Here is a 20,188-nt window from a genome sequence, read left to right on the forward strand (position 1 = left end):
ACCACCCCCATAGAAGCGAAGAGAAGAACAGGAAACCCGCGGAGAAGGAGGTGGCGAAAAGGGCCGCCTCCCAGTGGTCGCGGATGATGTCGGGTACGCGCCCCATCAGAACGGGATGTCCTCGTCGTACACGTCCAGCTGCTGCTTGGCGGGTGCCGGCTGCGGGGCGGCCTGCGGTGCCTACTGGGGTCGCTGCGGAGCCGCCTGCGGGGCCTGCTGGTAGGCCTGCTGGGCGCTCCACTGCGGCGCGGGCTGCTGGGGCGCCGGTTGCGGGACATACGCCTGCGGGGCGGTTTGCGGCGCCTGCTGCGGCGCGTACTGCTGCTGGTATCCCTGCGGCGCGTACTGTTGCGAGGCCTGCTGGCCGTTGGGGTTCAGACTCATGAGGACGACCTCGTCGGGGATGATCTCGACCTTCGAGCGCCTGCCGCCCCCGTTCTTGTCCTCCCAGGAGCTGTAGCGCAGCTTCCCCTCGATGGCGACCTTCATGCCCTTGTGCAGGATGCGCGAGAGCGCCTCGGCGCGGTTGCCGAACATGGTGCAGTCGATGAAGTTGGGGTAGTCCTCCCACTCCCCCGTCTGCTGGTTGCGGCGGCGGTCGTTGACGGCCACGCCGAAGCCCAGCACCTGCGTGCCGCCCGGCGTGACGCGTAGCTCGGGGTCTCGGGTCAGATTGCCCGACACCACCACTCTGTTGATGCTCATCTGTATGTCTCCTCTCCGCCGCTCGTCCATGTCCTCTGGATGTCGGCGTCTACGGTCTTGATTCGCAGCTTGAGGGCCATGATCGCCTCGCTCGATGCCTTGTAGAGAGCTTCGGCGCAGTCGCGCAGCTGCTTCTTCTCGGCTATCTCCTCGCGCCCCCGGCACAGGTCGCCGATGATGGTCACCGGCGTGCCCTTGGAGCGCTCCTCGAGGATGGCGATGCGCAGGGCCTTGCGGTAGTCGGCCTCGTTCTCGGCGTACTGCTGGCCCGTCCGCCTGAGCGTGTCCAGCTCCGCCATGAGGCGCTCGAACAGCTCCTCGCGCTGCGCGTACATGTCCTGCATGGCCTACAGGACGCGCCACGTCGGCGTGGCGCAGCAGCCGGGGTGCTTCTTGAACTCCTCGTACTGCTCTTTCGACTCGAAGGTGTAGGCCGTGCCGCAGGCCTTGCACTTCGCCGTGAACCCGCCGCTCTCGGGCGGCTCCTTCTCGGGCTTGTCCGAGAGCGCGTCCGGATCGCTCTGCCCGTCGATGGCGAACAGCCCGCAGAGCGCGTACTTGCGCGCGTAGCTCGACGCCATCCCGGTCACCTGCGCGTCGTCGGAGCCGCTCTTGTGCTCCGCCTCGCGGGCGTAGGCCTTGAACTCCCTCGTATCGCCGTGCCCGTCCTCGAAGAACAGCGTGCACGTCGCCTCGACGTAGTAGCGGTCGCCCACCTTGCAGATGCCGTCCTGGAGCGTGAACGCCACGCCAGCCTCCTTGCAGGGCTCCTTGAGCGCGGCGACGATGTCCTCGAACGAGCGGTAGCTGAACTTCCCGAATGCGTTGTAGCGCGCCTTGGGGACTGTCACGGAGCGCTGCACCTTGGCTATCGCCTGGGAGAGCGTCATCTCCTCGTCGGCCATCTAGCACACCCCCTTGCACTTGATGGTGCCGGTGATGCCGCGCTCGCGCAGCGCCGCGGCGAGCAGCTCCATCTGCGAGCGGGTCGCGGACGGGATCTCGACCGTCCACGCGCAGTGCAGCTCGGGGCGCGCCGCGGCGGCGGGTTCCGCCTGGCGCCTCGTCGCGGGACGCGGCGCGGGCTCGGGCTCGACCGCCTCGCGCATGGCGGCGATGCGGGCGTCCTCCTCGTCGGCGGCGCGGGCGGCGTTGAGCGCCGAGCCAAGGTCGAGCGTGCGGAACAGCTCGCGCTCGGCGACCTCGTAGTGGGCCATGGAGTCGCGCTGGGCCTTGAGCGTGTCCCAGTCGCGCGCGACGGCTGAGACCTTGTCCTCGAGGGCCTTCTTGGCCTTCGCCTCGCCGAATGACTTGTTGAGCCATCTGTCGTCGTGCAGGCGCTCGTAGGGCACGACCGGCGAGAGGAGCTCCGCGAACTCCCTGTAGTGGGCCTCGAGTGCGGCCCTCGCGCCCGCCTTGCGCCTCTCCTCCGCCTCGTCGAGCTGCGCCTTGATGCCGTCCGACGCGCCGTCGATGATGGATGTGATCTCCTTGCAGCGCTTCTCGAAGGCGGCGAGCGGCTTGTTGTACTCGCGCTTCACGGCCTTTCGGCGCTCCTCTATCTCGGACTTGAGCCCATTGAGGTAGGAGCGGTCGTGCTTCGCCTCCTTGATGGAGTCGTCCTTGGTCAAGTCGTACTTGGCGCCCTCGTAGTCCGCGACCTTCGCGCGGACGTGGGCCTCCAGCGCGTCGAAGTTGGCGCTGATGACGGACGGCGAGTACGTGACGACGAGGTCGGACGCCCCCTGCTCCTCGATGACCTCGGCGACGACCTCCTCGGCCCCGTTCTTCTCGGACATCACTCGGTCACCTCCCCGTCGTGGCTCACGAACAGGATCTGCGGCTGCTTGCTCTGGATGGACAGCCAGACCTCCTCGCCGCTCTTGCGGATGGCGTCGAACGCCGCGCTGTCCTCCGTGTCGACCTCGAACTGAAGGACGGCGACGCCGCCCTTCACGGTGGCCTGCTTGAACTTGGCCTCGATCTCCACCGGTATGTTTGTGCTCTCCATTGCTATTCCTCTCCGTCTGCGCCCGCGAGCATCGCCGCGAACGTCTCCAATGTCATGGTCACGAACTGCTCGCCGGGGATGGCGGTCCCGCGGCGCTTCCAGACGACAACGCCGTAGTCGGCCCCGCGGTTCCTGCGCTCGGTTTCCGCCTCGCGCAGCCACTTGGGCAGCTCGTGCCTTCCCTGGTAGTCCTTGCACTCGATTGCGATGCCCCGCCCGGCCATCGACACGCCGCGGATGTCGCCCGTGTCCTTGGAACCGGTCTTGACCTGCCTGTCGATGTCGGCCCCCAGCCTCCCGGCCAGGTAGTCGGCGACCAGGCGCTCGAACCTCGTGCCCGCGTCCATGGCGGTCCTCTTGCTCCTACTCATCGACGAACCCGTCGCTCTTGGAGCGGTGCTTGTTGAATGCGTGCCTCAGGTGCGGGTAGCGCGCCTCCATGATGCGGGCGAGGCTCGGCGCGAGGCCGTTCTTCACGCCGACGTGCAGCTCGTTGCGCACCATGTGGATGAGGTAGTTGATCGAGACGTAGCCCTTGCGGTTGAGGCGGGTGGCCTGCTCGACCATGAAGTCCCACGCCCGCGGGTGCTCGCCTATCCATGTGCGCGCCTCGGCCATGTCCTGCTCGCCGTCCGCGCCGAGGCCGAATATCTCGAGCTGGTTGCTCATCGGCTTCTGGCGGTATCTCTCGTCGTTACGCATTGACGGCCCCCGCAGCGCATGCGGCCTTGGCAGCCTGGACCGCGCCGCCCATCGTCGGGAGGACGAAGACGGTCAGGATCGCCGCGAACAGGACCGCGGCGGCGATGAAGCCGACCATGGCCCCCGCCCTGAACGCATCGGAGTCGAGCTGCTCGCGGACGGTCGGTCGGTATGACTTGGGTGCTATGATGGTCTGAGCCTCATGTCTGGGGCTGTTTCGGCGAGTGCTCACAAGTTGGTAGCTGGGGGCGCTCGCTTCTTTGTATGTGTACATCTTGTGTTCCCTTCTGATATTTCCGCAGGTCAGGGCTAGGGTGTTTTTTAGGGTCTATATTTTTGGGACTTTTTCGCGCGGCTCTTGGCGCTGTAGCACCTCTGCCGCTCGCGGTCGTTCCGCTTGGACCTCGCAGCCTCCTCGCGCATCGCGCTGGCCTGCTCCCTGAGGTCTGCCACGTGGCCCTCCTTCGTGCACTCCGCGCACCAGCCGTTCGCCTTGTTCAGCGGCTTGAACGTCATGCGCCCGCACTTCGGGCACATCCAGCGCTGCCGGAGCGATATGCCGCACTTCCTCGCCTGGAGCTTCACGGCCTCGGTAGTCCGTCCGAGCGCCTTGGCTATCTCCTTGGCGCCGTCGCCGGCGTGTTCTTTCAGGTACCGGATCTCACGTGTCGACCATTGCCTCACTGTCTCTTGCTCCCCTCCTTCCTCTCCCATTCCCGGTACGCCGCCCGAAGCGTCGAGCACATGGTGTCGAGCGCTATCTCGCGCGGGGTCTTGGGCTTACTTTCGCTATGGCGCGAGTCGGCAGACTTCATCGCTGCTCACCTCGATAGCCTTTGCGAGCTTTCGTGCCTCTGTGATGGTGATGTCAGACTCGCCGCATACCTTCTTGTTGAAGGTGACGAGCGATACCCCGACAGCGTCGGCAAGACTCTGCTTAGTAATGTTCAGCTCCGCAACTCGGGCCGCCACCAGTCCTTGAAGGCTGTTCATCCGTACCTCCTTCCTAATCTACATTAGGTACATTGGATACAGTAACCTAATGCACATTAGGAATCAATAGAATGTTGAAGTTTTCCTAATTTCTGTTAGGATTTATTCGTACAGTCTTTAGATGGAGAGGAGCTACAAATGCAGCTCTCACGCGCATTGATTGACTATCTTGGCGAGCGCGGCATGAAGCAGGCCGACGTTTGCAGGGCTTCTGGGTTATCCGACGCCCACGTCTCCCAGATTTTCAGTGGGAAGATAAAAGATCCCAAGGCAAGCATTGTTTACAAGATCGCGCACGCGATGGGTATCACGGTCGACGAGCTACTCGAGCGCGCGGAATCATACGAGGACGGTGAATAGCTTTATGGGACTTTTTAAAAAGTCAATGAGCAAAACGGCGGCAAAGGCTCAGCAGGGAGCTGGACAGCCGCCAATGGACGTGCCGTTCGCCCTCTGGGCGCTAGCGAGTGACTGCCTATACACCCACAGCTATACGGCATTTGAAGACGCTTTGTCCACTCACCAGCCATTCGCACCGTTTTCGGTCAAACTTAAGCGGCAAACGAAGAGGAACATGCCACCGCATTGGGAAGTTGAGGATGGAGCCGCTGTAATACTAGACGAGGACGGTACCTTGCTTGGCACTATAAGCGCGAAGAAAATGGAGGAGCACGACTTCATGTTCAATCGGACATACCGGGCTTTCTCTATGCCACCGTGCCGCGATTACGCGCGCGGCTTCACCATTAGCGACAGTTACAGCATTTGCGTCGCACCTTATGGCGCATATATATAAAAAGAGCCCCGTCGGCAGCGCTGGTACCGCTTTAGCCGACGGGGCATCCAACCGCCCAAGCATCTTTGCAAACTCACAACTTGAGGGGGCTTCTACATTATGCCAAAGAAGGCAGTGATATACGCGAGGTTCTCGTGCAACAGGCAGCGCGAGGCCTCGATCGAGGATCAGCTGCGCGTCTGCCGCGAGTGGTGCGCGCGCGAGGGCTACGAGGTCGCGGCGGAGTACTGCGACCGCGCCGTGTCGGGTCGCACCGACGACCGCCCCGAGTTCCAACGGATGATAGCCAACGCCGGCGAGAGCGAGATCGTCCTCGTCTACATGATGGATAGATTCAGCCGCGGCGAGTACGACGCGCCGATATACAAGCGCGAGCTCGCCACGCACGGCGTCAAGCTGGTCTCGGCGCTCGAGCAGATACCCGACAGCCCGGAGGGCATCATCTACGAGAAGCTGCTCGAGGGGCTCGCCGCCTGCGAGTCGAGGAAGACCGCCATCAGGACCAAGCGCGGAATGGAGGGCAACGCCCTCAAGTGCAAGACCAACGGCGTGCGCATCTTCGGATACCGCAGGAACGAGGACGACGAGTACGAGGTCGACGAGGCGCAGGCGGCGTGGGTGCGCGAGGCCTTCGCGCTGAGGCTGGAGCGCATGTCCATGAACGCGATAGCGCGCGAGTTCGCGCGGCGCGGCCTCAGGACGCGCAAGGGCAACCCGTGCGGCCAAGCAATGGTGCAGCAGATGCTGCGTGACCGCAGGTACACGGGAAGGTACGAGTGGGGAGGCATCGTCCGCGAGGGCGGGATGCCGGCGATAGTGGACGAGGTGACGTTCATGGAGGTCCAGGGAATCAAGTGCCGCAAGCAGCGCTCGAGCGAGAACTGGGGCGACTTCGCCCTCGCGGGGACGGCGCTGTGCGCGGAATGCGGCAGGAACCTGCAGGGCGTGAGCGGCAGGGGCCGCAACAACGTGAAGTACGAGTACTACAGCTGCCCGGGGTCGTGCGTCCGCAACATCAGGCGCGAGGAGCTCGAGGGCTCCATAGCCTCGGCGCTGCGCGGGCTGCTCGGCGACCGCGGCGAGGCGCTGCAGATAGCCAACATGGTAGCGGAGCGCGCGGACACGGCCGAGGTGCGGGCGCGTCGCAGGCAGGCCGAGGACTCGCTCAGGGCCGCCGAGAGGGGCCTGAGGAACATCCTCAACGCCATCGAGCAGGGCGTGATAGCACCGGGCGTGAACGAGCGCATAGCCGAGCTCGAGGAGCAGCAGGCGCGAGCGAGGTACGACCTCGAGGCCATCACGGACGAGAGGATAGACCCGGAGCGCTTCGCCGACTTCCTGCAGTGCGGGACGGCACTCGACGACGCGACGCTGCTGAAGGCATTCGTGTGGCAGGCGGTCGTCTCGGAGGACGAGATACTGGTCACGCTGAACTACGATAAAAAGGGCGAACCCGCCAGATTGGACATCCAGCGGGTTCGAGCAAAATTGGAATGGTGCCCCATGTTGGATTCGAACCAACGGCCTTCTGCTCCGGAGGCAGACGCTCTAATCCCCTGAGCTAATAGGGCCAACGTTTGGCATTATACCCAAGTGCGCCACGGGCTATCAAAATAAAAGAAAAAGCTTTGCAATTCCGTGGGAGACGAGGCGCAACGGCCCACTTTAGAAGGCAAAAGCGAGTCAGATAGTATAAACTCACATGCACCATATACACGGCTCGCGATGCGGGCCGTTTTTGCAAAAGTTATCCATCGAGGTGAGAGGCACACCATGATTGCAATTTTAAAGCAGAGCGCCAGCGACGAGGCCGTCGGCCATATCGTCAGCTGGATTGAGAAAAAGGGCCTGAAGACCGATGTCTCGCGCGGCGAGAATGAGACCATCATCGGCCTGGTGGGCGACACGACCAAGATCGACCCGTTCCTGCTCGAGTCCATGGACGTCGTCGAGCGCGTGCAGCGCGTCTCCGAGCCGTTCAAGCGTGCCAACCGCAAGTTCCACCCCGAGGACTCCGTCATCGACTGCGGCCACGGCGTCAAAATCGGCGGTGACCAGTTCCAGGTCATCGCCGGCCCCTGCTCCGTCGAGGGCGAGAACCTCATCCGCATCGCCCGCCGCGTGAAGACCGCCGGCGCCACGATGCTGCGCGGCGGTGCCTACAAGCCCCGCACCTCCCCGTACGCCTACCAGGGCATGGGTCCCGCCGGCCTGGACCTGCTGTGCGAGGCATCCGCCGAGCTCGACATGCCGATCGTCACCGAGATCATGGACCCACGCGACGTGCAGGTCTTCCTTGACAAGAAGATTGACGTCATGCAAATCGGCGCCCGCAACGCCCAGAACTTCCCCCTGCTCAAGGAGGTCGGCAAGACCCAGACCCCGATTCTGCTCAAGCGCGGCATGTCCGGCACGATCGACGAGCTGCTCATGGCCGCCGAGTACATCATGAGCGAGGGCAACGACAACGTTATCCTGTGCGAGCGCGGCATCCGCACCTTCGAGACCCGCACCCGCAACACCTTCGACCTCAACGCCGTGCCGGTGCTGCACCACCTGTCGCACCTGCCCGTCGTCGCCGACCCCAGCCACGCCACCGGCTACACCCGCTACGTTGAGCCCATGGCGCTCGCCGCGACCGCCTGCGGCGCCAACGGCCTGGAGATCGAGGTCCACGACGAGCCCAGCCGCGCATGGTCCGACGGCGCTCAGGCCCTCACCCCCGACCAGTTCGACGACGCCATGCGCCGCATTCGCGCCATCCGCGAGGTCGTCTGCCAAGAGACCATGGAGTAGCCCATGGGTACGGTGAGAAACGCGCGCGTTAACCAGGGCGGTCCCAAATGCGCGGGCATCGTGGGCCTGGGCCTCATCGGCGGCAGCTTTGCCCGCGGCTATGCGCAGACGGGCGTCCGCGTGCTGGCCTGGGACCCCGATGATGATGTCATGACGGCCGCCAGCATGGGCACTGTCGCCGGAGAGCTCAACGACGAGACACTCGGCGAATGCGACATCATCGTCCTTGCCTGCTACCCCGAGGCCTGCATCGAGTGGCTCGAGGCGCATGCCCGGGCACTCGCCGACGCCACCGACACCGAGGCCATCATGGGCCCCGTGGTGATCGACACGGTGGGCGTCAAGGGCATCGTGTGCGAGCGCGCCTTTGAGCTTGCCCGCGAGCACGGCTTTTACTTTGTGGGCGCGCACCCCATGGCGGGCACCCAGTTCTCGGGCTACGCTAACTCTCGTGCCGACCTGTTCCAGGGCGCCCCGCTGGTGCTCGTACCGCCCGCGGTAGACGATGCGCTCAAGCTGGAGCTTTTGGGCCAGGTGCGCGAGATGGTGCGCCCCTTGGGCTTTGGCAAGTTCAGCGTGACCAGCGCCGCCGAGCACGACCGCGTCATCGCGTTTACGAGCCAGCTTGCGCACGTGGTATCCAACGCCTACGTCAAAAGCCCCACCGCCCAGGTCCACCACGGCTTTTCGGCCGGTAGCTACCGCGATCTCACCCGCGTGGCGCACCTCAACCCGCAAATGTGGTCCGAGCTCATGATCGACGACGCCGACGCGCTCGCCTACGAGATCGACCATCTGATCGAATCGCTCGGCGCCTACAGCCGTGCGCTCAAGGACCGCGACCAGCGCTATCTGGAGAATCTCCTTGCCGAGGGCGACCGCATTAAGCGCGCGCTCGACGACGAGACCTCCCACTAGACCACCTATCACGCCAGGTCGAAAGGACCGAAGCTTATGGCGATTACCATCGATATCGACACTGCACGCCCCTACCAGGTGCATGTTGGCACGTTTTTGCTGGAGCAGGCGGGACCACTCGTGCGCGCCACTGCCGGCGGTACCAAGGCCGTCATCGTGACGGACACCAACGTGGGCCCGCTCTACCAGATGCCCGTTAAGCAGAGCCTGGAGGCGTCAGGCTACGAGGTGAGCATCTGCACCTTCGAGGCCGGAGAGGCCCATAAGCGCGCCGAAACCTATGTTGCCATTATGGAGTTTGTGGCAGAGCACGAGCTTTCGCGCTCCGACGTGATCGTGGCACTCGGTGGCGGCGTCGTGGGCGACGTGGCGGGCTTTGTGGCCGCCACCTACATGCGCGGCTGCAAGTTTGTGCAGATCCCGACGAGCCTGCTCGCCATGGTGGATTCGTCGGTGGGTGGCAAGACCGCCATCGACCTGGCTGCAGGCAAGAACTTGGCCGGCGCCTTTTGGCAGCCGAGCGTGGTTATCGCCGACGTGGGGTGCCTGGCCACCCTCACGCCCGAGCAGTTCGCCGACGGCTGCGGCGAGGTCGTCAAGCACGCCGTGATCGCCGACCCGGAGCTTTTCGCCGAGCTGGAGAAGACCCCACTCACGCTGGAGCTGCTCAACCGCGATGTGGCGCGCGTAGCGCTCATCATCGCCCGCAATATCGACATCAAGCGCGCCGTGGTCGTTGCCGACGAGCGCGAGATCAACCAGCGCAAGCTCCTCAACTTTGGACACAGCGCCGGACACGCCGTCGAGGCCTGCGAGCACTTTGAGCTCGGACACGGCAACTGCGTGTCGATCGGCATGGGCATCATCACGCGCGCCGCGGCTCTGCACGGCATTTGCGATGCTGCACTGCCCGGTCGTATCGAGGAGCTCTGCGCCCGCCATGGCCTCAAGACCCGCTGCGACCTAGATGCCGATGCCGTTTTTGCCGAGGCGCTCCACGACAAGAAGCGCGCGGGCGACACCATCGACCTGGTGATTCCGCACGGCATCGGCCGCTGCAGCATCGACCGCACGCCGCTTTCCACTTTCCACGAACTCATTGCCGAGGGCCTCGGCCAGAAGGGAGACGCATTCGCATGCTAGCCCGCATCACCCCGTCCCCGCTTAAGGGCACCGTTCCCGCCATCGCGTCCAAGTCGATGGCGCATCGCCTCATCATCTGCGCCGCGCTTGCCAACGGCGAGACGCACGTTACCTGCAACACCACCTGCGCCGACATCGAGGCTACGGTGCGTTGCCTTACGGCACTGGGCGCTCGCATCGAGACCGTCGAGGATGGCTTCCAGGTCCATCCCACTATGAAGAGTGTTGAGTTTGGCCTGCTCAAGGCCCTTGCCGGCGGCACGCTCGACTGCGGCGAAAGCGGCTCCACGCTCCGCTTTATGTTGCCCGTCGCCTGCGCGCTGGGTGCGGATGCCACCTTCGTGGGCCAGGGCCGCCTTGGCGCCCGCCCGCTGTCCCCGCTCTCGGACGAGATTATCGCCGCCGGCTGCGACCTACAGGGTCTGGGCGGTTTTCCGCTCAAGACAAGCGGACGCATGCGCCCGGGCACCTTTGTGCTGCCGGGCAACGTAAGCTCGCAGTATATCTCCGGCCTGCTGCTGGCAGCCCCGTTGCTCGCCCAGCCCTCCTGTGTGCAGGTGACTGGCCTCATTGAGAGCCGCCCCTACATCAACCTAACGATCCAGGCCATGAAGGCCTTTGGCGTTGAGGTCAACGTCGAGCGCATTCCGGCCAAGGACGGCCAGCCCGAGGTCACGAACTTCCGCGTGAGCAGCGGCTCGTACCGCACGCCCGGCAGCGTGGCCGTCGAGGGCGACTGGTCCAACGCTGCCTTTTGGCTGTGTGCCGGCGCTATCGGCACCGACCCCATTACCGTCGAGGGCGTGTCCCTGAGCTCCGCACAGGGCGACCGCAACGTGCTTGCCGCGCTTTCGCGCTTTGGCGCCCGCATCGTGCGCTCCACCAACGCCGCCACCGTGCAGTCCGACAAGCTCGCCGGCTTTGAGATGAGCGCCCACGACATTCCCGACCTGGTGCCCGTTATCTCGGCCGTGGCCTCGCTGGCACAGGGCCGCACCTTTATCCGCGATTGCGCCCGCCTGCGTATCAAGGAATCCGACCGCCTGGCCACCACCACCCGCGAGCTCACCGCGCTGGGCGCGCAGGTGCGTATTGCCGGCGACGACCTCATCATCAAGGGCGTCGATGCCTTTACCGGCGGCGAGGTCGATTCGCACAACGACCACCGCATCGCCATGATGGCCGCCATCGCCGCGAGCCGTGCCACCGGCGAGGTCGTGATCCACGGCGCCGAGGCCGTCAACAAGTCCTATCCCGATTTTTTCGACCACTACCGCCTGCTGGGCGGCAAGGTCACACTCGAGGAGGAATAGCATGTCCTCGACCTTTGGCAACGTCTTGCACTTAAGCATCTTCGGCCAATCGCACTCCCCCGCTATCGGCTGCTCGCTCGATGGCATCCCGGCGGGCATCGCCGTGGACCAGGAGAAGCTGCAGACCTTCCTCGACCGTCGCGCCCCCGGCCGCGACGAGACCGCAACCAAACGCCGCGAGGCCGACGCCGCGCATATCATCGCCGGTGTGATCGATGGACATACCACCGGCGCGCCCATCGCCGCGATTATCGAGAACACCAACACGCGCTCCAATGATTACACCGAGCTGCGCCGCAAGCCCCGTCCCGGACATGCGGACTTCCCTGCGCGCGTGAAGTATCACAACATGCACGATGTCGCTGGTGGCGGGCATTTTTCCGGCCGCCTAACGGCCCCCTTATGCATCGCCGGCGGCATTGCGCTGCAGGCACTTGAGGCCCGCGGCATTCAGGTCATGGCGCACGTCGCGCAGATCGGCGGCATCTCCGACCTGCCGATGGACGATATGGTCTATCGCGAGGCCGACCGCAAGGCAATCCTTACGAACGATCTGCCGTGCATTGACGCCGCCGCAGCCGGCCGCATGCGCGAGGAGATTCTGGCCGCGCGCGACGAGCTCGACAGCATCGGCGGCATCGTGGAGTGCGGCATTTACGGGCTTCCCGCGGGCATCGGCGACCCCATGTTCGACGGCATCGAGAACCGCATCGCGCAAATCGCCTTTGGCATTCCCGCTGTAAAGGGCGTGGAGTTTGGCATGGGCTTTGCCGTGGCCGCCATGCGCGGCAGCGAGAACAACGATCCGTATCGCATCGATGCCGAGACCGGCGAGATCGAGGTCGAGTCCAATAACGCCGGCGGCATCCTGGGCGGCATCTCCACCGGCGCGCCCGTCATGTGGCGCATGGCCGTAAAGCCGACGCCCTCCATTGGCCGCGAGCAGCAGACCGTAGACATGGACGCCATGGAAAATGTCGAACTCTCGGTCCACGGTCGCCACGATCCCTGCATCGTCCCGCGCGCCGTCCCTGTAGCCGAAGCAGCCGCCGCCCTCGCGATTTGGGACGCCCTCCTAGAGGACGCCGCCCAGCTTTAGTCCACCCACCCCAAGGGTAGTTAATTTGGGACGGGGCTATTTTAGCTACCCCCATATGCCAGTTGATATTTGCCCTGGCACCCATCAATTCGCCGACAGTCAAAGGGTAGCTAAAAAAGCCCCGTCCCAAATTAACTACCCCAGGCAACCATTCACGAAAGGGGTCCCTATGGACCTTGCCGATATTCGCCAGGCCATCGATGACATCGACACCACGCTCCTCAACAGCTTTGTCGAGCGTATGGACATTGCCACCGAGGTAGCCAAGTCAAAAATCGAGATGGGCAAGGCCGTCTTCGACCCCGCCCGTGAGCGCTCCAAGCTCAACAACCTCGCCAGCCGCGCGCCCGAGCGCTACAAGGCGCAGACCATCACCCTGTTCCGTCTCCTCATGAGCATGAGCAAGGCCGAGCAGCAGCGCTACATCAACGAGCTCAAGGGCATCACGGTGTCGCAAAAGGCCCATGCCATGGCCGCAGCCTTTGACACACCCTTCCCCCAGACGGCAACCGTCGCCTGCCAGGGCGTCGAAGGTGCCTACAGCCAAATCGCCGCGTGCAAACTCTTCGACGTGCCCGACATCGCGTTTTTCGAGACCTTCGAAGGCGTTATGCGCGCTGTGCGCGACGGCTTCTGCGAGTTTGGCGTGCTGCCCATCGAGAACTCCACCGCCGGCTCGGTCAACGCCGTCTACGACCTGCTCGCCCAGTTCGACTTCCACATCGTGCGCTCGCTTCGCCTCAAGATCGACCACAACTTGTTCGTCAAGCCCGGCACTAAGCTCGCCGACGTGCGCGAGGTCTACAGCCACGGCCAAGCCATTGCCCAGTGTGCCGGCTTTATCGAGTCCCACGACCTGCACGCCACCAAGTACCCCAACACCGCCATGTCGGCCGAGATGGTCGCCAGCTCCGGGCGCACCGATGTTGCCGCCATCGCATCGCGCAGCTGCGCGACACTCTATGGCCTGGAGGTGCTGGAGTCCAACATCCAGGACTCGGACAACAACTACACACGCTTTGTCGTCATCAGCCGCGAGCCACGCGTCTATCCCGGTGCCAACCGTACCTCGCTCATGATCACCACGGCCAATGAGCCGGGTGCCCTCTATCGCGTGCTCGAGCGCTTCTACGCGCTCAACATCAACCTCATCAAACTCGAGAGCCGCCCCATCCCCGGCCACGACTTTGAGTTTATGTTCTACTTTGATCTGGACTGCCCCTTTGGCAGCAAGGCCCTCGACGACCTGCTCGATTCCATCGACGACGTGTGCGAGAGCTTCACCTACTTTGGCAGCTACACGGAGGTGCTCTAGATGACCGATACCGCCGCAACCCGTCCCTACGGCGTACTGGGCCGTGTGCTGGGCCACAGCTACACCCCGACCATCTACAAGGAGCTCGCGGGGCTTGAGTACGTGCGCTTTGAGCGCGAGCCCGAGGACCTCCAGGCCTTTATGACCGGCGACGAATGGGAGGGCACCAACGTGACCATCCCCTACAAGCGCGCCGTCATGGACTACCTGGACGAGTTGAGTCCCCTGGCCGAGCGCATGGGCAACGTCAACACCATCACACGCCTACCTGACGGTCGCCTGCGCGGCGACAACACCGACTACTTTGGTTTTCGGTGCCTGGTCGAGGAGTTGGGCGTTGAGGTTGCCGGCAAGAAGGCCCTCGTGCTCGGTGCCACCGGCGGCGCCGGCACCACGGCAAGTATGGTGCTGGGAGACATGGGCGCCATCGTCGTACCCGTGGGTCGCACGAGCGAAGTCAACTACAGCAACATCGCGCAGCAGTCCGACGCCGCCCTGCTCGTCAACTGCACGCCTGCCGGCATGTTCCCCCACTGCCCCGACGCGCCTTGCACGCTCGAAGGCCTCGATGCGCTCGAGGGCGTCATCGACATTGTCTACAACCCCGCCCGCACGGGCCTGATGCTCGAGGCCGAGCGCCGCGGCATCCCCTGCATCGGCGGCCTGCTTATGCTTGTTGCCCAGGCGGCACAAGCTGTCGAGCGCTATACCGGCAAAGCCACCCCGCGCGAGAGGATCCTGGACGTAACGGAGCGCCTGTCACGCCGCGAACAGAACATCGCGCTGATCGGCATGCCGGGCTCGGGCAAGACCCGCGTGGGCGAGCAGATCGCCCAGCTCACGGGCCGCGAGCACATCGATCTCGATCGCGCCCTCGAGGAGCGCCTGGGCATGCCCTGCGCCGACTTTATCATCAAGTGCGGCGAGGCGGCCTTCCGCGAGCAGGAGACGGCAGCGCTGGCCGACATCTCCAAGCGCAGCGGCTTGGTGCTCTCCACCGGCGGCGGCGTGGTTACGCGCGACGAGAACTACCCTCTGCTGCACCAAAACAGCCAAATCGTGATGCTCAACCGCAAGCTCGACGAGCTCGCCCACAAGGGCCGCCCCATCACCGCGCGCGACGGCATCGACAAGCTGGCCGAGCAGCGTATGCCGCGCTACCGCGCCTGGGCCGACTACATCATCGACTCACGCGACTGCGCCGCCAACACCGCCCATGCCCTCCTCGACACCCTCCCACCCGCTCTCTAACCAAAACCACCACAAAGGGGGCAGGCACCTTTGTGGTGGTTTTTCAACTGCAAAGGAAGCAACCATGAAAGCACTCGTCATTAACGGCCCCAACCTCAACATGCTCGGCATTCGCGAGCCAGGCATCTACGGCAGCGACAACTACGATCGCTTAGTGCAGATCTGCCAGGAAGCGGGTGCCGCACAGGGCTTCGACGAGGTCGAGGTCTTCCAGTCTAACCACGAGGGCAGCATCGTCGACAAGATCCAGGAGGCTTACGGAAAGGTCGACGGCATCGTCATCAACCCGGCCGCCTACACGCACACAAGCGTGGCCATCCTGGACGCGCTCAAAGCCGTCGCCATCCCGGCTGTGGAGGTCCACATTAGCGCAGTCGAGACCCGCGAAGACTTCCGCCAGGTGAGCTACGCCCGTCTGGCCTGCTTCGCCACCATCACCGGAGAGGGCCTGAAGGGCTACGCCCACGCGTTGGAGCTGCTGAAAGAGCATCTCGAAAAGTAAAATGCCAACCCCAACAAACAGCAGCGGCTTGCTCGCGCTCGGCTCCAGCAACACACAAGATGAAAAAAGCCCAGACCACCAAGCGGTCTGGGCTTAATAAACGATGGTGCTCCATGGCGGATTCGAACCGTCGACCTTGGGATTAGAAGTCCCCTGCTCTATCCAACTGAGCTAATGGAGCAAATAACCGCACGCCCAAGCAAACACAAGCCTGTCAGGCGCAAGTAATTATAACCTAGTTGAACTGCTCGCGGTACGCCTTGCAGACCTCATCGACCGGGCCGTCCATGCGAAGGTCACCCTTCTCAATCCAAACGGCACGCTGGCAGATGCGCTCAACCTGCTCCATAGAGTGCGAAACGAACAGAACCGTCACGTCGCCGCTCTGGATAAAGTGCTGGATGCGGGCCTCACACTTTTGCTGGAAGAACACATCACCGACGGACAGCGTCTCGTCAACGATCAGAATATCGGGCTCGGTAATCGTCGCGATTGCAAAGGCGATACGCGCCACCATGCCCGAAGAGAAGTTCTTAAGCGGCATATCGACAAAGTTCTGCAGCTCAGCGAACTCGATAATGCCGTCAAAGTTGGCGTCGATGAACTCCTTGGTATAGCCGAGCAGGGCGCCGTTCAGATAGATGTTCTCGCGGGCGGTCAGCTCGGGGTCAAAGCCGGCGCCAAGCTCAATCAGCGGCGCGATGTTACCGTGCACCTTAACGCTGCCCTCGCTAGGCTCAAGAACGCCAGCGATAATCTTGAGCATCGTAGACTTGCCGGAGCCATTGGTGCCGACCAGACCCACAACCTCGCCGCGATGAATATCAAACGAGATGTGCTTAAGCGCCCTAAACTCCTCAAAGAACAGCTCGTGCTTGGCAAGCTTAATGAAGTACTCCTTGAGGTTGGTCAGCGACTCGGACGCCATGTTAAAGATCATGGTGACGTCGTCGACCTCGACAGCCAGAGGCTGCTCGCTGTAATCAACAACAGATTCAGTCATCACAGCACTCCTTAGATGTAGAGGATAAATTTGCGCTCGGACTTATGGAACACGGTATAGCCAATAATAAGCGCAAGAACCGCCCAAGCGACGCACATACCAAACGTCATAAGCGAGGGCGTAGTCTGGAACAGGAAGATATCGCGCATAAACTGCAGGTAGTTGAACATGGGGTTCGCATACATCAAGATACGCACGAGATGCGGCATTTGCGCAATATAGTCAGTCGTCCAGAAGATGGGCGTAATGTAAGTCCACGCCGTAATGACGACGCTCCACAGATGCATAACGTCGCGGAAGAAGACCGTAAGGGCAGAGAGCATCATGCCCAGGCCCATGCAGAAGCACATAAGCAGCAGCAGGCAGACCGGCAACAGAATCAGGTGCCAAGAAGGCATAACGCGGAACCACAGCATGACGATGGCGACGGCGACCAGCGAGAAGGCAAAGTTGACCAGCGAGAAGAGCACCTTCTGCACCGGGAAAACCCAGCGGTGCACCTTAACCTTCTTGAGCAGAGGGGCAGCGCCCACGATCGACGTCAGGGCCTGGTTAGTAGACTCAGACATGACGGCAAAGGTGATGTTACCCACGATCAAGTACAGCGGGTACATCTCGGGCGTCATTGAGCCATTGCGGCCCTGGCCAAAAATCGTCGAGAACACGATGGCCATGACGATCATCATCAGCAGCGGGTTGAGCACCGACCATGCGACGCCCAGAACGCTACGGCGATACTTGATCTTAAAATCCTTGGTAACCAGCTGACGAAGGATAAACGCGTCCTTCTCAAATTCGTTCTTAGCAAACGTCGCAGGCAGACTGCGAGTTTCTTGTTGCTTTGTCTGATCCGACACGGATGCAACTCCTTTACTCGTAATCGTTGACAAACGAACAGTATAGACCCGACGGCCATGCAAACGATTCGCGCAACAAAACTGGAGAACTAACCCACATCTTAGGATGCCAGGCCCAAACGGCTATACTTTCTAGGATTGAATGTATAAGGAGCATTAAGTGAATTCTGAATCCATCGCCGTCATCATCCCTTGCTACAACGAAGCGCTCACGATCGGCAAAGTCATCGACGACTTTCACCGCGAACTTCCGCAGGCGACGGTCTATGTCTATGACAACAACTCGTCGGACGATACCTCACGCATTGCCACCGAGCACGGCGCCACAGTCCGCTTTGAGCCCCGTCAGGGAAAGGGCAACGTGTGCCGCCAGATGTTTCGCGATATCGACGCCGATTGCTACCTGATGGTCGACGGAGACGACACCTACCCCGCCGAGGCGGCCAAGGCCCTCTGCGAGCCCATCCTTAACGGCACGGCCGACATGACCGTAGGCGATCGCCTTTCCAACGGCACCTACGCCGAGGAGAACAAGCGTGCCTTCCACGGCTTTGGCAATAATCTGGTCCGCGCCATGATCAAGTGGATCTATGGCTACAGCTTCGATGACGTCATGACAGGCTACCGCGCCATGAGCCGCCCGTTCGTTAAAACCTTCCCAGTGCTTTCCGAGGGCTTTCAGATCGAAACCGAGCTCTCGATCCACGCCGTCGACCACCGCTGGCGCATCAAAGATGTGCCCATCGAGTACCGCGACCGTCCCGAGGGTTCCGAGTCCAAACTCAACACCGTGAGCGACGGCATTAAAGTCGTTGCGATGATCGGCACGCTGTTCAAGGACTACCGCCCGCTGAAGTTCTTCAGCCTCGTTGCGCTTCTGTTCGCGGTATTCGGCCTCGCCCTGGGCATGCCCATCGTTGTCGAATATTTCCAGACCGGCCTCGTCCCGCGCTTCACCACCGCTGTGCTCGCCGCCTCGTTTATGTTCCTGTGCGGCCTGAGCCTTGCGACCGGCTTCATCCTAGATTCTGTAGCAAAGGTCGAAAAAAAGCAGTGGGAGGTCAACGTGTACAGCAAATACGCCTACGACGACCAGCCCGGCCACCCTACTTCCATGCCAAGCGAGAGGTAGATCTTCCGCAAAATACTATTGGCACCACTGCGCAGATAGCCACCAACAAGAAAAGCCGCCGTTAAAGAACGGCGGCTTTTACTCTCGAAAAGTTAATAGCGGCTAGAGCGTCTTGATGTACTCCCCCAGCTCTTCCTCCCAGTCGGGCATGTGGAAGCCGGCAGCCTCGAGCTTGGACAGGTCGAGCGCGGAGTGGACCGGGCGCGGGGCGACGGGGCCCTCGGCGCTCGCGTAGTAGTCGGCGGTCGATACCGGCACGACCCTGTCCCCGTTGCCGTTGGCGGCCTCGAAGACGGCGCGGGCGATATCGGCCCAGGACTTGACGGTGCCGGAGCCGGTGCAGTCGTAGGTGCCGTAGGGGGCGTGCGTCCCCAGCACGTGGAAGATGGCCTCGGCCATGTCGCGCGTGAAGGTCAGGCGGCCCAGCTGGTCGTCAACGACCGTGACCTGCTCGAGCCCGTCCTCGGGGTCGGCGACGCGGTCGGACAGGCCCTTCATCGTCTTGACGAAGTTGCGGCCCTCGCCGATGACCCAGCTGGAGCGCATGATGTAGTGGCGCGGGCACCCGGCCACGGCGATGTCGCCGGCGGCCTTGGTCTGGCCGTAGACGGACAGCGGGCTGAGGGGCTCCCCCTCGTCATGCACCTCGGCGGTGCCGTCGAAGACGTAGTCGCTGGACACGTGGACGAGGGTGATCCCGTGATCAGAGCATGTGCGGGCGAGGAGGGCCGGCCCGGTGGCGTTGGCCTTCCAGGCGGTCGCGCGGCCCTCGGCGGTCTCCGCCCTATCCACGGCGGTGTAGGCGCCGCAGTTGATCACGGTGCCGTAGAGCGACCAGTCGTACTGTGTGTAGGCGTCCGGGTCTGACATATCGAAGGTGTCGATGTCGCAGAAGTCGAAGTCCTTGGCCACGCCGCGCTCCTCGGCGAGCGCGCGGACCGCATGGCCCAGCTGGCCGTTGCAGCCGGTGACGAGGGTGCGCTTCGGCGCCATGGGGACGACATCGGCGAGCATCGGGTGGTTGAGGTCGGCCTCGGAGACGGTGGCCTCGTCGAGAGGGATGGGCCACTCGATGGCGAGCTCGGGGTCGGCGAGGTTCACGAAGGTGTAGGTCCTCTTGAGCTCCAGCGACCAGTGGGCGTCCACCAGGTAGGTGTAGGCGGTGCCGTCCTCCAGGGCCTGGAAGGAGTTGCCCACGCCGCGCGGGACGTAGATGGCCCTACTCGGGTCGAGCGTGCAGGTGAACACCTTCCCGTAGGTGGCGCTGCCCTCGCGCAGGTCCACCCAGGCGCCGAAGACCGAGCCGCGCGCCACCGAGATGAACTTGTCCCAGGGCTCGGCGTGGATGCCGCGGGTGACGCCGCGGCTGTCGTTGTAGGAGATGTTGTTCTGGACGACCCTGAGGTCGGGAATGCCCAGGGCGGTCATCTTGGCGCGCTGCCAGTTCTCCTTGAACCAGCCGCGCGAGTCGCCGTGGACGGCGAGGTCGACGACCTTCAGGCCCTCGATGCCGGTCTCGGCGACGGAGAGGTCCTTCTCGAATGCGATGTCTGCCATATGGGAAAAGCTCCTATCGAAGAGGTTGTATAACCGGGGGCGCCCGCGCGGGGACGCAGGATCATCCCCATGCCCTGCATCCCCGCGCGGGCGCC

The 20,188-nt window shown here is 63.1% G+C and carries 24 protein-coding genes, 2 tRNA genes and 1 pseudogene; 11 read left to right on the top strand and 16 right to left on the bottom strand.

From position 1 onward, the window contains the following. Positions 1–180: 180 nt before the first annotated feature. From ACGHIZ_RS07375 to ACGHIZ_RS07420, 10 genes are all read right to left on the bottom strand, one after another. Positions 181–705, bottom strand: coding sequence for a single-stranded DNA-binding protein (locus tag ACGHIZ_RS07375; RefSeq protein WP_390447196.1), 525 nt, complete (start codon positions 703–705; stop codon positions 181–183). Then, complete coding sequence (locus ACGHIZ_RS07380; RefSeq protein ID WP_118205802.1) at positions 702–1,049, bottom strand: hypothetical protein; 348 nt, start codon at positions 1,047–1,049, stop codon at positions 702–704. Before ACGHIZ_RS07380 ends, ACGHIZ_RS07375 begins: the two co-directional genes overlap by 4 nt. Before the next feature lie 3 nt (positions 1,050–1,052). Then, complete coding sequence (locus ACGHIZ_RS07385) at positions 1,053–1,556, bottom strand: ERF family protein (RefSeq protein WP_390447199.1); 504 nt, start codon at positions 1,554–1,556, stop codon at positions 1,053–1,055. A 54-nt stretch (positions 1,557–1,610) separates the two neighbouring features. After that, on the bottom strand, positions 1,611–2,504 hold the full coding sequence (locus ACGHIZ_RS07390; protein ID WP_390447202.1) for a DUF1351 domain-containing protein: 894 nt from the start codon (positions 2,502–2,504) through the stop codon (positions 1,611–1,613). Further along, positions 2,504–2,716 (bottom strand): hypothetical protein, encoded by a 213-nt coding sequence (locus ACGHIZ_RS07395; RefSeq protein ID WP_161160804.1) that lies wholly within the window; start codon positions 2,714–2,716, stop codon positions 2,504–2,506. The genes ACGHIZ_RS07390 and ACGHIZ_RS07395 overlap by 1 nt, the downstream gene beginning before the upstream one ends. A gap of 2 nt (positions 2,717–2,718) precedes the next feature. Continuing rightward, a complete protein-coding gene (locus tag ACGHIZ_RS07400; RefSeq protein WP_390447205.1) occupies positions 2,719–3,087 on the bottom strand; it encodes a hypothetical protein in 369 nt (122 codons plus the stop codon). Continuing rightward, on the bottom strand, positions 3,080–3,418 hold the full coding sequence (locus ACGHIZ_RS07405) for a hypothetical protein (RefSeq protein ID WP_390447208.1): 339 nt from the start codon (positions 3,416–3,418) through the stop codon (positions 3,080–3,082). Before ACGHIZ_RS07405 ends, ACGHIZ_RS07400 begins: the two co-directional genes overlap by 8 nt. Beyond that, on the bottom strand, positions 3,411–3,650 hold the full coding sequence (locus tag ACGHIZ_RS07410) for a hypothetical protein (protein WP_390447211.1): 240 nt from the start codon (positions 3,648–3,650) through the stop codon (positions 3,411–3,413). The genes ACGHIZ_RS07405 and ACGHIZ_RS07410 overlap by 8 nt, the downstream gene beginning before the upstream one ends. An 89-nt stretch (positions 3,651–3,739) precedes the next feature. Further along, positions 3,740–4,132, bottom strand: a complete 393-nt coding sequence (locus tag ACGHIZ_RS07415; protein WP_390447214.1) for a hypothetical protein — start codon at positions 4,130–4,132, stop codon at positions 3,740–3,742. Between the two features lie 75 nt (positions 4,133–4,207). Then, the gene (locus tag ACGHIZ_RS07420) at positions 4,208–4,411 is read right to left on the bottom strand and encodes a helix-turn-helix transcriptional regulator (protein ID WP_118205811.1); all 204 of its coding nucleotides are present in this window, start codon (positions 4,409–4,411) and stop codon (positions 4,208–4,210) included. A gap of 138 nt (positions 4,412–4,549) precedes the next feature. Between ACGHIZ_RS07420 and ACGHIZ_RS07425 the strand changes: the two genes are divergently transcribed. Both ACGHIZ_RS07425 and ACGHIZ_RS07430 read left to right on the top strand, forming a co-directional pair. Continuing rightward, positions 4,550–4,771, top strand: coding sequence for a helix-turn-helix domain-containing protein (locus tag ACGHIZ_RS07425; RefSeq protein ID WP_118205812.1), 222 nt, complete (start codon positions 4,550–4,552; stop codon positions 4,769–4,771). 535 nt (positions 4,772–5,306) lie between these two features. Then, a pseudogene (locus ACGHIZ_RS07430) lies at positions 5,307–5,999 on the top strand (recombinase family protein); the annotation flags it as partial. Between the two features lie 191 nt (positions 6,000–6,190). Here ACGHIZ_RS07430 and ACGHIZ_RS07435 read toward each other — a convergent pair. Then, positions 6,191–6,634 (bottom strand): hypothetical protein, encoded by a 444-nt coding sequence (locus ACGHIZ_RS07435; RefSeq protein ID WP_390447217.1) that lies wholly within the window; start codon positions 6,632–6,634, stop codon positions 6,191–6,193. Positions 6,635–6,701: 67 nt separating this feature from the next. Next, a tRNA-Arg gene (locus ACGHIZ_RS07440) sits at positions 6,702–6,778 on the bottom strand. A 202-nt stretch (positions 6,779–6,980) separates the two neighbouring features. On the opposite strand from ACGHIZ_RS07440, the gene aroF reads away from it, so the two are divergent. The 8 genes from aroF to aroQ all read left to right on the top strand — a co-directional run bounded on the left by aroF (position 6,981) and on the right by aroQ (position 15,544). Next, positions 6,981–8,003: a 3-deoxy-7-phosphoheptulonate synthase gene (gene aroF, locus ACGHIZ_RS07445; RefSeq protein WP_390447220.1), complete on the top strand. Its 1,023-nt coding sequence runs from the start codon at positions 6,981–6,983 to the stop codon at positions 8,001–8,003. A gap of 3 nt (positions 8,004–8,006) precedes the next feature. Then, the gene (locus tag ACGHIZ_RS07450; RefSeq protein WP_225093656.1) at positions 8,007–8,921 is read left to right on the top strand and encodes a prephenate dehydrogenase/arogenate dehydrogenase family protein; all 915 of its coding nucleotides are present in this window, start codon (positions 8,007–8,009) and stop codon (positions 8,919–8,921) included. Positions 8,922–8,957: 36 nt separating this feature from the next. Next, complete coding sequence (gene aroB / locus ACGHIZ_RS07455; RefSeq protein ID WP_225093657.1) at positions 8,958–10,064, top strand: 3-dehydroquinate synthase; 1,107 nt, start codon at positions 8,958–8,960, stop codon at positions 10,062–10,064. Continuing rightward, positions 10,058–11,377 (top strand): 3-phosphoshikimate 1-carboxyvinyltransferase, encoded by a 1,320-nt coding sequence (aroA, locus tag ACGHIZ_RS07460; protein WP_225093658.1) that lies wholly within the window; start codon positions 10,058–10,060, stop codon positions 11,375–11,377. The genes aroB and aroA overlap by 7 nt, the downstream gene beginning before the upstream one ends. Before the next feature lies 1 nt (position 11,378). Beyond that, positions 11,379–12,476 carry a chorismate synthase gene (aroC, locus tag ACGHIZ_RS07465; RefSeq protein ID WP_225093659.1) on the top strand — a complete coding sequence of 366 codons (1,098 nt, stop codon included), beginning with the start codon at positions 11,379–11,381 and terminating at the stop codon, positions 12,474–12,476. A gap of 169 nt (positions 12,477–12,645) precedes the next feature. Continuing rightward, complete coding sequence (gene pheA, locus ACGHIZ_RS07470) at positions 12,646–13,791, top strand: prephenate dehydratase (RefSeq protein WP_225093660.1); 1,146 nt, start codon at positions 12,646–12,648, stop codon at positions 13,789–13,791. Beyond that, positions 13,792–15,042, top strand: coding sequence for a shikimate kinase (locus ACGHIZ_RS07475; protein WP_225093661.1), 1,251 nt, complete (start codon positions 13,792–13,794; stop codon positions 15,040–15,042). A 64-nt stretch (positions 15,043–15,106) separates the two neighbouring features. Then, entirely contained in the window at positions 15,107–15,544 is a 438-nt protein-coding gene (gene aroQ, locus ACGHIZ_RS07480) for a type II 3-dehydroquinate dehydratase (RefSeq protein ID WP_099431841.1), read from the top strand. Positions 15,545–15,648: 104 nt separating this feature from the next. Here aroQ and ACGHIZ_RS07485 read toward each other — a convergent pair. From ACGHIZ_RS07485 to ACGHIZ_RS07495, 3 genes are all read right to left on the bottom strand, one after another. Continuing rightward, a tRNA-Arg gene (locus tag ACGHIZ_RS07485) sits at positions 15,649–15,725 on the bottom strand. A gap of 54 nt (positions 15,726–15,779) precedes the next feature. After that, the gene (locus ACGHIZ_RS07490; RefSeq protein WP_006236046.1) at positions 15,780–16,547 is read right to left on the bottom strand and encodes an ABC transporter ATP-binding protein; all 768 of its coding nucleotides are present in this window, start codon (positions 16,545–16,547) and stop codon (positions 15,780–15,782) included. 11 nt (positions 16,548–16,558) lie between these two features. Beyond that, positions 16,559–17,404, bottom strand: a complete 846-nt coding sequence (locus tag ACGHIZ_RS07495; RefSeq protein WP_022094778.1) for an ABC transporter permease — start codon at positions 17,402–17,404, stop codon at positions 16,559–16,561. Between the two features lie 160 nt (positions 17,405–17,564). Between ACGHIZ_RS07495 and ACGHIZ_RS07500 the strand changes: the two genes are divergently transcribed. Beyond that, the gene (locus tag ACGHIZ_RS07500; RefSeq protein ID WP_390447228.1) at positions 17,565–18,536 is read left to right on the top strand and encodes a glycosyltransferase family 2 protein; all 972 of its coding nucleotides are present in this window, start codon (positions 17,565–17,567) and stop codon (positions 18,534–18,536) included. 102 nt (positions 18,537–18,638) lie between these two features. On the opposite strand, the gene ACGHIZ_RS07505 is transcribed toward ACGHIZ_RS07500, so the two are convergent. Beyond that, positions 18,639–20,093 (bottom strand): sugar nucleotide-binding protein, encoded by a 1,455-nt coding sequence (locus tag ACGHIZ_RS07505; RefSeq protein WP_390447231.1) that lies wholly within the window; start codon positions 20,091–20,093, stop codon positions 18,639–18,641. Positions 20,094–20,188: the final 95 nt, after the last annotated feature.

Source organism: Collinsella sp. i05-0019-G5, assembly GCF_042851345.1.
In the GTDB taxonomy this organism is placed as follows: Bacteria; Actinomycetota; Coriobacteriia; order Coriobacteriales; family Coriobacteriaceae; genus Collinsella.

Coding starts and splice junctions, on each gene's coding strand:
- ACGHIZ_RS07375 (WP_390447196.1), bottom strand. CDS start 705: ATGAGCATCAACAGAGTGGTGGTGTCGGGCAATCTGACCCGAGACCCC.
- ACGHIZ_RS07380 (WP_118205802.1), bottom strand. CDS start 1,049: ATGCAGGACATGTACGCGCAGCGCGAGGAGCTGTTCGAGCGCCTCATG.
- ACGHIZ_RS07390 (WP_390447202.1), bottom strand. CDS start 2,504: ATGTCCGAGAAGAACGGGGCCGAGGAGGTCGTCGCCGAGGTCATCGAG.
- ACGHIZ_RS07395 (WP_161160804.1), bottom strand. CDS start 2,716: ATGGAGAGCACAAACATACCGGTGGAGATCGAGGCCAAGTTCAAGCAG.
- ACGHIZ_RS07400 (WP_390447205.1), bottom strand. CDS start 3,087: ATGAGTAGGAGCAAGAGGACCGCCATGGACGCGGGCACGAGGTTCGAG.
- ACGHIZ_RS07405 (WP_390447208.1), bottom strand. CDS start 3,418: ATGCGTAACGACGAGAGATACCGCCAGAAGCCGATGAGCAACCAGCTC.
- ACGHIZ_RS07415 (WP_390447214.1), bottom strand. CDS start 4,132: ATGGGAGAGGAAGGAGGGGAGCAAGAGACAGTGAGGCAATGGTCGACA.
- ACGHIZ_RS07420 (WP_118205811.1), bottom strand. CDS start 4,411: ATGAACAGCCTTCAAGGACTGGTGGCGGCCCGAGTTGCGGAGCTGAAC.
- ACGHIZ_RS07425 (WP_118205812.1), top strand. CDS start 4,550: ATGCAGCTCTCACGCGCATTGATTGACTATCTTGGCGAGCGCGGCATG.
- aroF (WP_390447220.1), top strand. CDS start 6,981: ATGATTGCAATTTTAAAGCAGAGCGCCAGCGACGAGGCCGTCGGCCAT.
- ACGHIZ_RS07450 (WP_225093656.1), top strand. CDS start 8,007: ATGGGTACGGTGAGAAACGCGCGCGTTAACCAGGGCGGTCCCAAATGC.
- aroB (WP_225093657.1), top strand. CDS start 8,958: ATGGCGATTACCATCGATATCGACACTGCACGCCCCTACCAGGTGCAT.
- aroA (WP_225093658.1), top strand. CDS start 10,058: ATGCTAGCCCGCATCACCCCGTCCCCGCTTAAGGGCACCGTTCCCGCC.
- aroC (WP_225093659.1), top strand. CDS start 11,379: ATGTCCTCGACCTTTGGCAACGTCTTGCACTTAAGCATCTTCGGCCAA.
- pheA (WP_225093660.1), top strand. CDS start 12,646: ATGGACCTTGCCGATATTCGCCAGGCCATCGATGACATCGACACCACG.
- ACGHIZ_RS07475 (WP_225093661.1), top strand. CDS start 13,792: ATGACCGATACCGCCGCAACCCGTCCCTACGGCGTACTGGGCCGTGTG.
- aroQ (WP_099431841.1), top strand. CDS start 15,107: ATGAAAGCACTCGTCATTAACGGCCCCAACCTCAACATGCTCGGCATT.
- ACGHIZ_RS07490 (WP_006236046.1), bottom strand. CDS start 16,547: ATGACTGAATCTGTTGTTGATTACAGCGAGCAGCCTCTGGCTGTCGAG.
- ACGHIZ_RS07505 (WP_390447231.1), bottom strand. CDS start 20,093: ATGGCAGACATCGCATTCGAGAAGGACCTCTCCGTCGCCGAGACCGGC.